The 14,300-nt window shown below is 75.5% G+C and carries 12 protein-coding genes; 6 read left to right on the forward strand and 6 right to left on the reverse strand.

The genetic code is table 11. The annotated features are described in order from the left end of the window. Window positions 1–2: 2 nt before the first annotated feature. The 5 genes from cobF to FB388_RS13550 are packed head-to-tail and all read left to right on the forward strand — an operon-like array spanning window position 3 to window position 4,801. Window positions 3–770 carry a precorrin-6A synthase (deacetylating) gene (gene cobF / locus FB388_RS13530; RefSeq protein ID WP_142100867.1) on the forward strand — a complete coding sequence of 256 codons (768 nt, stop codon included), beginning with the start codon at window positions 3–5 and terminating at the stop codon, window positions 768–770. Continuing rightward, window positions 767–1,549, forward strand: coding sequence for a cobalt-precorrin-6A reductase (locus tag FB388_RS13535; protein ID WP_246121889.1), 783 nt, complete (start codon window positions 767–769; stop codon window positions 1,547–1,549). The genes cobF and FB388_RS13535 overlap by 4 nt, the downstream gene beginning before the upstream one ends. Before the next feature lie 8 nt (window positions 1,550–1,557). Beyond that, a complete protein-coding gene (locus FB388_RS13540; RefSeq protein ID WP_211361894.1) occupies window positions 1,558–2,730 on the forward strand; it encodes an ABC transporter substrate-binding protein in 1,173 nt (390 codons plus the stop codon). Continuing rightward, on the forward strand, window positions 2,727–3,758 hold the full coding sequence (locus FB388_RS13545; RefSeq protein ID WP_142100871.1) for a FecCD family ABC transporter permease: 1,032 nt from the start codon (window positions 2,727–2,729) through the stop codon (window positions 3,756–3,758). Before FB388_RS13540 ends, FB388_RS13545 begins: the two co-directional genes overlap by 4 nt. Before the next feature lie 11 nt (window positions 3,759–3,769). Next, window positions 3,770–4,801, forward strand: coding sequence for an ABC transporter ATP-binding protein (locus FB388_RS13550; protein WP_211361895.1), 1,032 nt, complete (start codon window positions 3,770–3,772; stop codon window positions 4,799–4,801). On the opposite strand, the gene pip is transcribed toward FB388_RS13550, so the two are convergent. From pip to FB388_RS13570, 4 genes are read right to left on the reverse strand one after another with little or no spacing between them, the layout of a single operon-like run. After that, window positions 4,767–5,717 carry a prolyl aminopeptidase gene (gene pip / locus FB388_RS13555; RefSeq protein ID WP_142100873.1) on the reverse strand — a complete coding sequence of 317 codons (951 nt, stop codon included), beginning with the start codon at window positions 5,715–5,717 and terminating at the stop codon, window positions 4,767–4,769. The two genes, FB388_RS13550 and pip, sit on opposite strands and share 35 nt — an antisense overlap. A 17-nt stretch (window positions 5,718–5,734) precedes the next feature. Next, window positions 5,735–6,499 carry a class I SAM-dependent methyltransferase gene (locus tag FB388_RS13560; RefSeq protein ID WP_170225597.1) on the reverse strand — a complete coding sequence of 255 codons (765 nt, stop codon included), beginning with the start codon at window positions 6,497–6,499 and terminating at the stop codon, window positions 5,735–5,737. A 52-nt stretch (window positions 6,500–6,551) separates the two neighbouring features. Continuing rightward, window positions 6,552–7,445: an alpha/beta hydrolase gene (locus FB388_RS13565; protein ID WP_246122102.1), complete on the reverse strand. Its 894-nt coding sequence runs from the start codon at window positions 7,443–7,445 to the stop codon at window positions 6,552–6,554. A 42-nt stretch (window positions 7,446–7,487) separates the two neighbouring features. Next, the gene (locus FB388_RS13570; protein WP_142100879.1) at window positions 7,488–8,519 is read right to left on the reverse strand and encodes a DNA polymerase IV; all 1,032 of its coding nucleotides are present in this window, start codon (window positions 8,517–8,519) and stop codon (window positions 7,488–7,490) included. A gap of 94 nt (window positions 8,520–8,613) precedes the next feature. On the opposite strand from FB388_RS13570, the gene FB388_RS13575 reads away from it, so the two are divergent. After that, entirely contained in the window at window positions 8,614–10,287 is a 1,674-nt protein-coding gene (locus tag FB388_RS13575) for a S8 family serine peptidase (RefSeq protein WP_246121891.1), read from the forward strand. A gap of 26 nt (window positions 10,288–10,313) precedes the next feature. Here the strand turns inward: FB388_RS13575 and FB388_RS13580 are convergent, their stop codons facing one another. After that, the gene (locus FB388_RS13580) at window positions 10,314–11,756 is read right to left on the reverse strand and encodes a GDSL-type esterase/lipase family protein (RefSeq protein ID WP_211361896.1); all 1,443 of its coding nucleotides are present in this window, start codon (window positions 11,754–11,756) and stop codon (window positions 10,314–10,316) included. A 211-nt stretch (window positions 11,757–11,967) separates the two neighbouring features. After that, window positions 11,968–14,076, reverse strand: coding sequence for a SpoIIE family protein phosphatase (locus FB388_RS13585; protein ID WP_142100883.1), 2,109 nt, complete (start codon window positions 14,074–14,076; stop codon window positions 11,968–11,970). Between the last annotated feature and the right edge of the window lie 224 nt (window positions 14,077–14,300).

The raw sequence follows: 14,300 nt of genomic DNA on the forward strand, positions 1-14,300 counted from the left end.
CGGTGCGCACGGTCTACGTGATCGGCATCGGCGCGGGCGACCCCGAGCACCTCACGCTGCAGGCGGTCGCCGCGATGAACCGGGTCGACGTGTTCTTCACGATCGACAAGGGCGAGGCGAAGGCCGAGCTGGCCGCGCTGCGCGCCACGCTGCTCGCCCGCCACGTCACGCGGCCGCACCGGGTGGTGACGGCGCGCGATCCCGAGCGGGACCGCAGCGCGCCGACCGGACGGTACGCGGGTGCTGTTGCCGACTGGCAGGAGCGCAGGGCGGCGGTCTACGAGCGGATGCTCGCCGACGAGCTCGCGGACGACGGGTGCGGCGCGTTCCTCGTGTGGGGCGATCCGGCGCTCTACGACGGGACGCTGCGGATCCTGGAGCGGATCCGGAACCGCGGCGCCGTCGAGTTCGAGGTGGTCTCGATCCCGGGGATCAGCGCCGTGCAGGCGCTCGCCGCCGGGCACCGGATCGCGTTGAACCGGGTCGGGCGGCCGGTCACCGTCACGACGGGACGCAGGCTCGCCGAGGAGGGCCCGCCGCCGGGGGCGGACGACGTCGTCGTGATGCTGGACGCGGTGGACGCCTTCGCCGCGCTGCCGGGGGACCTCTGGGACATCTACTGGGGCGCCTACCTCGGCACCCCCGACGAGGTGCTCGTGCACGGCCCGCTCCGGGACGTGAAGGCGGAGATCGTGCGGCGGCGCGGCGAGCTGCGCTCCCGCAAGGGCTGGATCATGGACACCTACCTGCTGCGGCGGCGCAGCCCGTGAGTCCGACCAGCGTGCTGGTGCTCGGCGGCACGGCGGAGGCGCGCCGCCTCGCCGCCGTCCTGCACCGCGACGGCGCGTTCGCCGTGACCTCCTCGCTCGCCGGGCGGGTCGCGGTGCCGCGACTGCCGTGCGGCGAGGTCCGGATCGGCGGGTTCGGCGGCGCCGAGGGCCTCGCCGGGTGGCTGCGCGAGCACGGCACGGACGTGGTGGTGGACGCGACGCACCCGTTCGCCGCCCGCATGACCGCCAACGCGGTGGCCGCCACGTCCGCCGCAGGTGTGCCCCTCGTCGTGCTGCGGCGGCCCGGCTGGACCGAGGGGCCGGGGGACCGCTGGCACCGGGTGCCCGACGCGCGGGGTGCCGCCGCGCTGGCGCCCCGGCTGGGCAGCCGGGTGTTCCTAGCCACCGGCGCCGGTGACCTCGCCGCGCTCGCCGGCATCGACGCGTGGTGCCTGCTGCGTGCGGTCGACCCGCCGCCCCCGCCGCTCCCGCCCCGCCACCACCTCGTGCTCGCACGCGGCCCGTTCACGGCCGACGCCGAGCGCGCGCTGCTGCGCGAGCATCGGATCGAGGTGCTCGTCGCGCGGGACAGCGGGGGAGAGCTGACCGCCGCGAAGCTGGTGGCCGCGCGCGAGCTGGGGTTGCCCGTCGTGCTGATCGCCCGCCCGCCGGCACCGGACGCGCCGGCTGTCGCGAGTGTGGAGGAGGCGGTGGCCTGGGTGACCGCCCGCGTGTCTGCGGCCCGTGAACGATCTACGCCTCGCCCGCCCCGCCTGTGAGGAGAGCCGTGCTGCGCGGAGTCGCACCGCTGCTGGCCGTGCTGGTGCTGCTGGTGGTCGCCGCCTGCGCCGCACCGGGGGCCGCACCGGCAGACCCCTCCACGGACTGTCCGCCGAGCTCTGCGGCTGCGCCCGTGGAGCTGCGGCACGCCACCAACGTCTCGGTGCGCGAAGCTGGTGGCTACCGCGTGCTGACCGTCGCCCAGCCGTTCCCGGGTGGTCCGCCGGAGTCGACCGTGCTGGTGCCCTGCGGCGCTCCGGCGCCTGCGCTGCCCCCCGAGCTCGCCGGGGCGCCGGTGATCGAGGTACCGGTGCGCAGCGTGTACGCCGCATCCACCACCCAGCTGCCGATGATCGTCGACATCGGCGCCCTCGACGTGCTCACCGGCGTCGGCACGCCGGACTTCGTCTCCGGGCCCGAGGTGCGGGCGCGGATCGACGCCGGGCGGGTGGCCGGGTTCGCCACCAGCGGGCAGGTCGACATCGAACGCGTGGTGGCGGCCGCGCCGGACGTGCTGCTCAGCCAGGGCACCGACGACCCCGCGTTCCCCACGCTGCGCGAGGCGGGGATCCCCGTGCTCGGCTGGGCGGAGTACCTGGAGAGCGGTCCGCTCGCGCAGGCCGAGTGGATCAAGGTGATGGGTGTGCTGACCGGGCGGGAGGCCGAGGCCGAGCAGGTGTTCACCGCCATCGAGACGCGCTACCGGGACCTCGCCGCGCTTGCATCGGGCGCGGTCCACACGTCTGGGCCCGTCCCGGTGCTGGCCGGTCAGCTCTACGAGGGCGGCTGGCGGGTACCGACCGGAGGGAGCACCGCGGGTGCGCTCCTGCGCGACGCGGGCGCCACCTGGTCGGAGGCGGGCAACCCGGCACGGGGCGGCATCCCGAAGGACTTCGAGAGCGTCTACACCGCCGACGGGGCGGCCCCGATCTGGATCGCCGACGGGCCGTGGCCGACGCTCGCCGACGTCACCGCGGCCGACCCGCGCTACGGGGAGCTGGCGGCCGTGCGGACCGGCCAGGTGTGGAACCGCGACCGGCGGATCGGCCCGACCGGTGGCAACGAGCTGCACGAGCGCGGTGTGACCCGTCCCGACGAGCAGCTCGCCGACCTGGTCGCGGTGCTGCACCCGGACCTGCTGCCCGGGCACGCGTACACCTACCTGCGGCGGGTGTCGTGACGCGACGGCGCGCGCTACTGGCCGGAACCGGCGCGGTCGCGGTCGTGCTGTTCGTGCTGGCCGTCGCGCTCGGCCCGGTCAGCGTCCCGCCGGCCGACACGGTGCGGGTGCTCGCGGGCGCCACGCCGTCGGACCCGAGGTGGAGCGTGCTGATCGGCACCGTGCGGCTCCCGCGCGCGCTCACCGCGGTCCTTGTCGGGGCCGCGCTCGGGGTGGCGGGCGCACTCGTGCAGACGCTCTTCCGCAACCCGCTCGCCGACCCGTACGTGCTCGGCGTGAGCTCAGGGGCCGGGCTGGGGGTGGCGCTGTCGCTCGCCGCGGTCGGCGGTGCCTCGTTCACCGAGGGCCTCGCGGGCGTGGGCCGGCTGGGCGCCGTCGGTGCCGCGGCGCTGGGTGCGGCGGCGGTACTGGGCCTGGTGCTCGTGCTCGCCCGCTGGGTGCGCTCGGTGGTGACGCTCCTGGTGGTCGGCGTGATGGTGGGCGCCGCGACCACCGCGGTCGTGAGCCTCGTGCTCGTGTGGAGCGACCCGCGGATCGCCCAGCAGTTCGTCGTGTGGGGGCTGGGCAGCGTGGACGGCACGAGCCGGGCCGACCTCGCTGTGCTCGCGCCCGTCGTGGCCGCGGGGCTCGCCGTGGCGGCGTTCTCGGTGAAGCCGCTGAACGCGCTCCTGCTCGGGGAGGCGCACGCGCGCAGCGTCGGGGTGCCGGTCCGGCGGCTGCGGGCGATGGTCGTGCTCGCGGTCGCGCTCCTCGGTGGCGGGGTCACCGCGTTCTGCGGGCCGATCGCGTTCGTCGGGATCGCGGTGCCGCACCTGGCCCGGCTGCTCGTCGACACCTCCGACCACCGCGTGCTGCTCCCCGTCGCGGCGCTGGTCGGGGCCGCGGTGGTGCTGGCCTGCGTGGTGGCGGGACACCCGCCGGGCACCGAGGTGGTGGTGCCGCTGAACGTCGTGACGTCGTTGGTCGGCGCCCCGGTGGTGATCGCGGTGCTGCTGCGGAGCAGGCGGTTCGCGGTCGCGGTCTCGTGAACGGCGGCGCCGTGATCGTTCTCGACGCGCTCTCGGTCGGGTACCGGGCCGGACGGCGCTCGTCCCGGACCGTGCTGGCCGGGGTGTCCGCCCGAGCCGCGGCCGGCGAGCTGACCGTGCTGGTCGGCCCGAACGGCACCGGGAAGTCCACCCTCCTGCACACCGTCGCGGGCCTACTCCCGCCGCTGGCCGGCAGCGTCTCGCTGGACGGCGCCGACCTCGCGGCCCTGCCGCCCGCAGAGCGCGCCCGCCGGCTCGCGGTGGTGCTCACCGAGCGCGTCGAGCCGGGCCTGCTGTCGGTGGAGGACCTCGTCGCGCTCGGCCGCCACCCGCACACCGGTCCGACTGGAGCGCTGCGTGCCGCCGACCGGGCCGTGGTGGCCGCGGCCGTCGAGGCGGCGGGGGCCGGGCAGCTCGCCGGGCGGCGGGTGGCGGAGCTGTCCGACGGGGAGCGCCAGCGCGTACTCGTCGCCCGCGCGCTGGCCCAGGAGCCTGCCGTGCTGCTGCTGGACGAGCCGACGGCGTTCCTCGACGTGTCCGCCCGCGTCGGGCTGCTCGGCCTCCTGCGACGTCTCGCCCGCGACGACGGGCTGTGCGTGCTGGTGTCCACCCACGACCTGGAGCCCGCGCTGCGGGTGGCCGACCAGGTGTGGCTACTCGACCGCGACGGGAGCCTGCGGACCGGGCCGCCCGAGGCGCTGGTGGCCTGCGGGGCGGTCGGCGAGGTGTTCGACGCGCCCGGCCTCGCGTTCGACGCAGTCGCGGGCGCCTTCACGATCCGGCCGGCGCCCGGCGGGACACCGGTCGCGGTGGTCGCACCCGAGCCGGAGTCGGCGCTCGTGGCCAGGCTGCTCACGCGGGAGGGCTGGAGCGTGGTGCCGGAGGGGGCCGCTTCGACGGTGACGCTCACCGGGCCCGGCCGGTTCAGCGCGGTCGACGCCGGGGGGACGGTCGAGGGGATGGGCTGGACGGAGCTGGCCGCGTGGGCGCGCCGGAGCGGGGGAGCCGTCAGCGGCGGGCGAAGCGGTCCAGGGCGGCGGTGATGTGTGCGCGCGTCGTGTCGCTGCCGGTGTGGCCGGAGTCCTCGACGATCACCAGCGCGGCGTCCGGCCACGCCCGGGCCAGCTCCCACGCCGTGCTGGGCGGTCCGCCCATGTCGAGGCGGCCGTGGACGAGGAACCCCGGGATGCCGGCTAGCCGGCCGGCGTCGCGCAGCAACGCGCCCTCCTCCAGCCAGGCACCGTGGGAGAAGAAGTGGGCGCAGATGCGCACGAACGCCAGCTGGGCCGCCGGCGGGCGGTCGCCGTAGGCGCCGGTGCGGGCGTTGGGCTCCGCGGAGATGACCGCGTCCTCCCAGGCGAGCCAGTCCAGGGTGGCCTGCTGCCGGACGGCGGCGTCCGGGTGCTCCACCAGGCGCGCGTACGCGGCCACGAGGTCGCCGTCGCGCTCGCCGGGCGGCACGCTCTGGCGGAAGCGCTCCCAGGCCTCCGGGTAGAAGCGCCCGACGCCGCGGTAGAGCCAGTCGATCTCCGACCGCCGCGTGGTGGTGACGCTCGCGATCACGATCTCCGAGACGCGGTGCGGGTGCCGCTGCGCGTAGGCGAGGATCAGCGTGGACCCCCACGACCCGCCGTGCAGCAGCCACCGGTCGATGCCGAGGTGCTCGCGCAGCCGCTCCATGTCGGCGACGAGGTGCGCGGTGGTGTTCACGCTCATCCCGGTGGCCGGGTCGCTCGCGTGCGGGATGCTGCGCCCGCAGCCCCGCTGGTCGAACAGCACCACCCGGTAGCGGCTCGGGTCGACCGCCTGTCGCTGGCCCGGTCGGCAGCCCGAGCCGGGTCCGCCGTGCACGACGAGCGCCGGCTTGCCTGCCGGGTTGCCGCAGGTCTCCCAGTAGACGTGGTTGCCGTCGCCCACGTCGAGCATCCCGTGGTCGTACGGCTCGATGGGCGGGTACACGCCCCGGACGTTAGCGATCAAGCAGGGCGGGCGGCGAACAGGATGTGCGTGCCGCCGTCCCGCGCCCCCGGCTCGGAGCACGCCGCGACCTCGTGGTCCAGGAAGCGGCGCCAGCGGTCGCGGTCGGCTGCGAGGTGCGCGAGCACGCCGGGGTCCCCGGCCGACGCCCAGTTGCTCGCGCTCCCGTCGACGAGCTCCCCGCCGGCCTCGTGGACGAGCGCCACCACCTCCGACCACCGGTACCTGCGGTCGGCCGGCTCCGGCCGCCCGTCGAGGCCGGGCGGCTGCTGGCGCCACGACCCGAGCAGCGAGGGCGCCGACGCGACGACGACGCCGTCCGGTGCGACGAGCCGCAGCAACCCGCGCAGGGCGCCGGCCGCACAGCCGCGGATGCTCGACAGCGGCCCCCCGTATGCGAGCACGGCGTCGAACTCGCCGTCGGCGTACCGGCTCACGTCCGTGGCGTCGAGCACCTCGCGCCGCAGCACGCTGCGCTCAGCCGGGGTGCCGCGAACCCTGCGCTCGTGGGCGGCCAGCCGGGCGGACGACGGGTCGGTGACCACGACGCGGCAGCCCCTCGCGGCGAGCTCGGTGGTGAACCGGTTGCCCCCGGCGCCGATCTCGAGCACGCGCGCGCCCCGGGGGACGAACCGGCGCAGGAACCGGCGGTGGACCTCGCGGCTCACCCGGTCGCTCGCCTCGGCGTCCGGATGGCCCTGCCCCTGCTCACCCAGCCGGTCGAAGTGCCGCCGCACCGCCCCCACCGCCGCGCTGTGATCCACGAGACCGACGATGCGTGGACCGGGCTGAGGTGCTTCTCAGCGCGGCGCGGGCTCATCGTTCGGGCATGTGCCGCTGCAGGAAGTCCAGCCCGAGGGTGATGAGTCGTTGGCGGTCCCCGTCGGCGAAGAAGTGTCCCGCTCCCGGGACCCGCACCAGCTGAACGGTCGCCCCGACCCGCTCGTAGGCCGCTGCGATCTCCTCGCTCTGGTCGATCGGGATCCCGGAGTCCTGCTCACCGTGGGCCAGCTGGAGCGGTGCGGCGCCTGCGCCGACGTAGGTGCTGGAGCTGGCCGCCCTGGCGATGCGGGGTGCCTCGGCGACCCGGGCGCCGAGGAACCAGTCGTGCGGGTCGACGCCGAGCGCGTGGAGCGGCGACTCGCCCGGTGGAGGCGGCATCCGCGCGAAGTCGACCGGTGCGCTCCAGCTGACCGCCGCCTGCACGGCGCTGCTGGGCCCGGTGATCCCGAGGCTGCCGTCGAGGTCCGGGTGGTCCGCCGTGACCGCCAGCATGGTGGCCAGGTAGCCGCCCGAGGACGCTCCCCAGGCGCCGAAGCGGGAGGGGTGGAGTCCCAGCACCTCCGCGTGGTGGCGCAACCACCTCACCGCGGCCTTGACGTCGTGGACCTGAGCGGGGAAGGGCGACTCCCGGCTGTGCCGGTACTGGACGGCCGCGACGGCGACGCCCTGCGGGAGCAGCCGGTCGACGAGGTGGGCGCCCAGTGAGTTGGTCTTGTGCGAGCCCGTGGCGAAACCCCCTCCGTAGATGTGGACGACCAGGGGTACCGGCCCGGCGGCCTCCGGCACGACGAGGTCGAGCGTCAGCGGCCGGTAGCCGAGCGGCTGTGCGACGACGGCGTCGCGGTAGCGGAGCGAGCCGCCCCAGCGCTCCGGACCCGGGGGTGGCAGGGGAGGCAGCTGGTCCCCGCGGGCTGCGCCGTTCCGCATCTCCGTCACCGCGTCAGTATCGGAGCGCGGCGGGGGAGCCCGTCATCCGAATTCCGCTCGTACCCCCAGCAGGCGCACGGGGCGCCGGGAGCTGAACAGCTCGAGCACGTCGAGGGCGGCCTTGGCGAACCGGTCGGCGTCGGTGGTGGGGGCGTCGAGCGTGGCGCTGCGCGTGTAGGTCGAGAACGGTGCGAAGCGGACCTTCACCGCCACCCGAGCAGCCGGGCGTCCCGCGTCGCCGATCTCGGCGGCCACGCGCCGGGCGAGGGCGGCCACCTCGGTGCGGACGTCCGCCCAGTCGGTGAGGTTCTCCTGGAACGTCGTCTCGTGGCTGCGCGAGCGCGGCACCCACGGCGTGCCCTCCACCACCGCCCGGCCGATCCCGCGGCCCAGCTGCACGTACCAGGGGCCGAGTGCGGGGCCCAGCTCGGCGGCGAGCGCCGCCGGGTCGGCGGCGGCCAGCTCCCGGACGGTGGTGATGCCGCGGTCGGCGAGCTTGCGGGCGGTTTTCGTGCCGATGCCCCACAGCGCCTGCGTGGGGCGGTCGAACATCACCTCGGCCCAGTTCCCCGCCGTCAGGCGGTACACGCCGTCCCCGGCGCCCGGTTTGGCGAACTCGGTGGCGAGCTTGGCGCGCAACATGTTGTCGCCGATGCCGACCGAGCAGTGCAGCCGCGTGCGTTCCAGCACGTCGGCCCGGATGGTGCGGGCGAGGGCCTCCGGGTCGTCGCTCTCGGCACCGACGAACGCCTCGTCCCACCCCATCACCTCGACGACGACGCCGGGGCGGTCCCGCAACGTCGCCATGACCTCCTCGGAGGCCTCCTCGTAGTGCGCGTTGTCGGCCGGCAGGAACACGGCGTCGGGGCAGCGCTTCGCGGCCGTGCGGAGCGGCATCCCGGACCGCACCCCGTACCGGCGCGCCTCGTACGACGCTGTGGCCACGACGGCTCGTTGGGTCGGATCGCCCTTCCCGCCCACGACGACCGGCCGTCCCGCCAGCTCGGGGTGGCGCAGGACCTCGACGGCGGCCAGGAACTGGTCCAGGTCGACGTGCAGCACCCAGTAGGCCACCCCGTCAGTGTGCCGTCACCCGCCGGTTCCGCCAGATGACCTAAGGTGATCGACCGACCCCGGATCCCGGGGCACGGGGGAACCGGGAGGTCGCGTGAAGAGCCCTCGCGCAGTCGGGTGGGCCGTCTCGGCGGCCCTCGTGGCCGTCGCCACCGTGGGCGGGACCTCGCTGGCACCGGCCCCGGCAGCACCGGTGGTGCCGCAGGCGACCGTCGCGGACGCGGTACCGGCCGGGCACGCCACCTTCACCGTCCTGCTCGACGGCCCATCGGCCCGCGACGGTGCCGTCGCCGCGATCGAGGCCGCGGGCGGGCACCTGCTGCGCGAGACCCCGGCCGTCAGCGCGCTCGTGGTGGACGCCCCACCCGCGGGGTTCGTCGAGCGGGTGTCGGCCATCGAGGGCGTCTTCGGCGCCGTGCGCGCCCAGGTGGTGGGCAAGGCCCAGTCCGTCCCGGCCGTCCCTTCTGCGCCTGCCGCGCTCACCGGGCCGGCCGCGGCCGGGCCAACGGGGCTCGACCCGCTCGACACCCGGCTGTGGGGCCTGTCGATGGTCCGGGCGGACGCCGCGCGAGCGGTGCAGCCGGGCGACCGGCGGGTGTTGGTCGGCATCCTCGACACGGGTGTGGACGGGAGCAACCCCGACATCGCCCCGAACCTCGACGTCGGGCTCTCACGCAACTTCGTCACCGACATCCCGGCCGACCCCACCGGGGCCGAGCTGGACGGCCCGTGCGAGGTCGCCGGCTGCGTCGACCCGCCGGACCACGACGGCGGCGGCCACGGCACGCACGTCGCGGGCACGATCGCGGCGGCGGCGAACGGGTCCGGCGTGTCCGGGGTGGCCCCGAACGTGACGCTGGTGAACATCCGCGCCGGGCAGGACGCGGGCCTGTTCTTCCTCCAGCCCGTGATCGACGCCCTGACCTACGGTGCCGACGCCGGCCTCGACGTGATCAACATGTCGTTCTACGTGGATCCCTGGCGCTACAACTGCATCGACAACCCGGCCGACCCGCCCGCGGCGCGGATCGAGCAGCGCACCACCGTCGAGGCGATGAACCGGGCACTCGAGTACGCGCACGCCAAGGGCGTCACGCTGGTCGGCTCGCTCGGCAACGAGAACGAGGACCTCGGCCGCCCGCGCCAGGACACGAGCAGCCCCAACTACCCGGCGGGCACGGAGTACGCGCGCCCGGTCGACAACGCCACGTGCTCGGACCTGCCGGTGGAGGGCCCGCACGTGATCGGGGTGTCCGCCGTGGGGCCGAGGGGCGAGAAGGCCGAGTACTCCAACTACGGCGTCGAGCAGGTCACGCTGGCCGCCCCGGGCGGCAACAGCGGCATCGGCGGGGCCGAGGACATGATCCTCTCGACCTACCCGAAGAGCGTCCTGCAGCAGGATGGCGACGTCGACGCCGCCGGCGAGATCACGCAGAAGGGCGCCGCGAGCGGCGTGCAGCGCGTGTGCGGCGCGAACGGTTGCGGCTACTACGCCTACCTGCAGGGCACCTCCATGGCCGCGCCCCACGTCGCAGGCGTGGCCGCGCTGGTGGTGAGCAAGTTCGGCGTGCCCGACCCGGCGCACCCGGGCGGGCTCACCATGGATCCCGCCGCGGTGGAGCGCGCCCTCACCGGTTCGGCGCGCAAGGCTGCTTGCCCGGTCACCCCCGCCCCGACGGCGCCGTGCGAGGGCTCGCCGAGCTTCAACGGCTACTACGGCAACGGCGTCGTCGACGCGGTGGCCGCACTCGGCCCGCCAGCGGGCTGAGGCTCCTCGGGAACCCTCTGACGCCGCTAGCCCGCCGGCTGGGGCGCGATCTCCCGCACCACCGACGACGCCATCCGGAGCGAGCCGATCCCGGTGGGGTGGAACGGGAACGGGTCGGTCATGCCCTGCAGGTCCGGCCCCAGCCCGTCCCCGTCCTTCATGCCCGGGCCCTTCTCGCAGAGCATGGCCAGCTGGGGGTCGGCCACGGCGAAGCCGTACTTCTGCGCTCCCGCGGTGAGGACCGCGTTGAGCTGCTCGTTCCGGTCGTTCAGCAGTTCGATCTTGACGGGGTCCAGGCCGGGGTAGCCCTCGGCGCGGGTGTCGGCGCAGTCGGCGTCGGGCGGGAAGGCGCCGTACGAGGTCATGACGATCACCTGGGGCCGGCCGGGCAGCTCGTTGAGGTCGATCAGCAGGTCGCCGTACACCCGGTCGAACGCGGCGAGGCGGTAGTCGAACTCGCCCTGGGTGAGGCGGTCCGAGCAGTCGGGGACGCCGTAGCAGTAGCGGAGGAAGTCGATCCAGCCCACGTCGTTGGGCCCGATCGCCACCACGACGAACCGCAGCCCCTGCACCTGCTTGAGCACGCCGACCTGGGCGGGTACCGACCGGCCGCCCGCATCCTGCGGCCCGCGCAGCCCGCTGGTGATGGTGGCGCTGGGACAGGCCAGGTTCAGCACCTTCGCCGGGAGGAGGTGGCCGATCTCCGCGGCCAGGGAGTCGGTGCTGCGCTGGCACGCGACGTCGTCCGGCGTGCCGTCGGCGACGGGTGGCCCGCCGAGGCGGGCCGCGCGCGAGTCGCCGATGACGGCGCCGTCGAAACCGATGATCGGCGGGCCGACCGGGTCGGGGGTGAGGTGGTACGCGCCGACGAGCTGGGCCAGCGAGGTGACGCCCCGCAGGCCCTGCACCGACCCGGTGACCGCGAGCGCCCCGGAGACCAGCCAGGCCGTCACCGCCGTGACCAGCGCGATCACGGTCATCCGGCGGGCGGCGCGCACGCAGTAGGAGACGATCTCGTGCAGCGGCGCGTGCTCGCCGCCCTGGGCGCGGCTCTGGCGCCGCAGCACGACCAGGGTGCGGATGCCGGCTGCGCCCGCCGCGGCCGTGATCGTGAACGCCAGCAGGCCGAGGCCACCGAGGACGTACCAGGTGAGGAACCCGCGGGTGACGGCCGTGATCGCGTCGTTCTGCGCCTGCGGGCCCGCGACGGGGTCGAAGACGGCGGCCGCGGCGGCGTTGCGCTGTACCGGGCCCATCGTGAGCTCGGGGCGCAGCGGGCCGTAGACGTGCATCTGGTCGATGTCGAGTGCGGTGTTGCCGACCTGCACGAGCCGGGCCGGACCGGCGACGGACAGGTCCGGCGGTCGGGCACCGACGGAGATGTGCTGCCCGAAGACCACGAGGTCCTGCGCCGGGGTGAGCGCGACCGTGACGGGGATGCCGACGCCGAGGCAGAACAGGGTCAGCACGATGGTCGGCCACGAACGCAGCTCCCTGAGTACCGACCGCCTGCTGCGCTTCGCCTCCAGTGCTCCACCTCCGTGCTGATCGGGAGCCGGTCTCGGGCCGCTTCCACTATGCGTCGGCCGGGCGGCCGAGGGTACGGCCGACCGGCCTATCCGGGCGTGGCCTCGGCCGCGTGGGCGGCTGCGTTACCCGGTGCTGCTCGTACCCGTTCGGTCAGGGCGCGGCACGAACTGCGAGCAGCGCCACGTCGTCGTCGAGGGGCTCGGCGGAGAAGCGCTCCACCGCCTCCCGGACGGCGCCCACCACTTGCACGGCGGGACGGCCCGCGGCCCGGGCCGCCACCCTCAGCAGCCGTTCCGCCCCGAACTGCTCCCGGCCCCTCCGCCGCTCGGTGACGCCGTCGGTGTAGACGAGCAGTGTGTCGCCGGGGCCGACGCGGTGCTGGGTGCAGGTGAGCCGGACGGTGGGGACGAGCCCAACGGCCGTGCCGAAGGTCCCGATCAGCTCGGCGGTGCCGTCCGCGCGCACGAGCACCGGCTGGACGTGCCCGGCGAGCACGAGCTCGACCTCGAGCCCGCCCCGGGAGGACCCCTGCCCGCCGCCGGAGCCGCGGTGTCGCCTGCTCACCCGCGCCGCGGCGAGCGTGCAGAACTGCAGCGGGTCACCGGCCTCGATCATGACCTCGTTGAGCCGCTCGATGGCGTGCGGCAGGGAACGGTCGTCCCGCACGAGCACCCGCAGCACGTCGCGGACCAGTCCGGTGCGGGCCGCGGCCCGCGCGCCCTTGCCGCACACGTCGCCGATCGAGACGAGCCAGCTGGACGGGTCGATGGTGAGCACGTCGTAGAAGTCGCCGCCGACGTCGCTGCCGGAGCTGGCGGGCAGGTACTCGGCCGCGAAGTCGACGCCGGGCACGACCGGCAGCGCGCGGGGCAGGAGCGCCTGCTGCAGCGCCTGGGAGACCGCGACGTGCGCGCCGGTGCTCTGCGCGTTGTGGATCGCCAGTGCCGCGCGGCGGGCGACGTCGCCCGCGAGCACGACGTCCTCGGGGCTGTGCGGCCGGTTCGGTGGCCTGCCGACGAGCAGGGTGCCGAGAGTGCGGCCGCGGGCGCGCAGCGGCAGCGCGATCCCGTCGGTCGGCACGGCGAACCGGATGGCCGACGAGCCGTTGCGCACGACCTCGGCGAGCCGGTTGCGCAGCTCGGTGGGCAGCCCGGGGCGGGCGTCCGGGTCGAGCACGGCGCGCAGCTCCGGCAGGGCGTCCTCGTCGGCGTGGGTGAGGGCGGCCAGCCGCATCGCGCCGGATGGCTCGACGAGGTGGATGGCGCACCAGCGACCGAGCCGCGGCACGACGACCTGGGGCACCACCGCCACCGCGAGGTCGACGTCGAGCGACTGCCCGAGCAGCTCGCTGGTCTCGGCGAGGTAGGTCATCCACGAGCGCCTGCGCTGGTCCACAGCGCGCAGCCACTGCGACTCCACCGCCATCGCCACCCGGTAGGCGATCAGCTCGGTGAGGTCGCGGGTGCGCTCCGGGTCGGCGGTGCCCCGGTGGCCCGGGCGGTGCATGACGCGCAGCACCCCGCGCAGCGGCGCGGTGGTGGGCAGCCGCACCTCCACCCGGTCGCCGGATTCGGTGCCGACGCCGCTGACGATGTCGCCGCCGGTGGAGATCCCCCGGTCGGGGCTGCCGTCGCGGGCGATCTCGCGCGCGCCGGTGCCGTCGCCCTCGTCGACCTCCACGCTCACCGACTCGGCGTCGAGGAGCTCGCGCAGTCTCCGCACCAGCTCGGCGACGAGCTCCGCCGGCTCGAGCCGGTCGACGAGCCCCGGCGGCACGTGCAGCAGCCAGCGGGCCTGCTCGGCGGTGGTCCACACCCGCTCCGCGTCCGGCGGGGCGGGCGGCGCGGGTGCGGCGGCGGGCCGCTCCTCGCGGGCGAGGGAGAACCAGATGGTGTGCCGGCCGTCGGACTCGTGCCGGGTGCCCCACGTGGTGGCCAGCCGCTGCACGAGCGCGAGCCCGCGCCCGTGGCTCGCCGCGCGGCCGTAGCGCTGGCGGGGCTGGGCGAGGTGCAGCTCGAGGGGGCCCGGCCCGCGGTCGGTGACGGCGACGGTGAGGTCGGCCTCGGTGACCGTCAGGGCCACCTCGAACTCGGTGCCCGCGTGCAGGACGGCGTTCTCGCACAGCTCGCTCGCCAGCAGAATGGCGGTATCGACGAGGTCGGCGTCGACGGCGGTGTCGACGGCGGTGGTGTCGACGGCAGCGCCCTTGCCGAGCGGGTCGCCCGGTTCCTCCAGCTCGCGTAGTGCTTCCTGGAGCATCCGTCGGGCTCGACCGGCAGATCGCGGGTCCGGCGGCAACCTGGTCCGCCGCTCGAGCTGAACGGGCACGGCGTGCAGTGTGCACCCCTCGGCGCTCCGCCGCTCAACCCACCGGTCCAGCGACCGTTCGGCCGCACCGGGGCAGGGTCGGATCCAGGGCGGATCCACTAGGGTCGGGGACTGCGGCGGCCGCGCCGGCGCCCGGACCTTCGAAGGATTCGGCG

This window comes from Pseudonocardia cypriaca, from assembly GCF_006717045.1.
Taxonomy (GTDB): domain Bacteria; phylum Actinomycetota; class Actinomycetes; order Mycobacteriales; family Pseudonocardiaceae; genus Pseudonocardia; species Pseudonocardia cypriaca.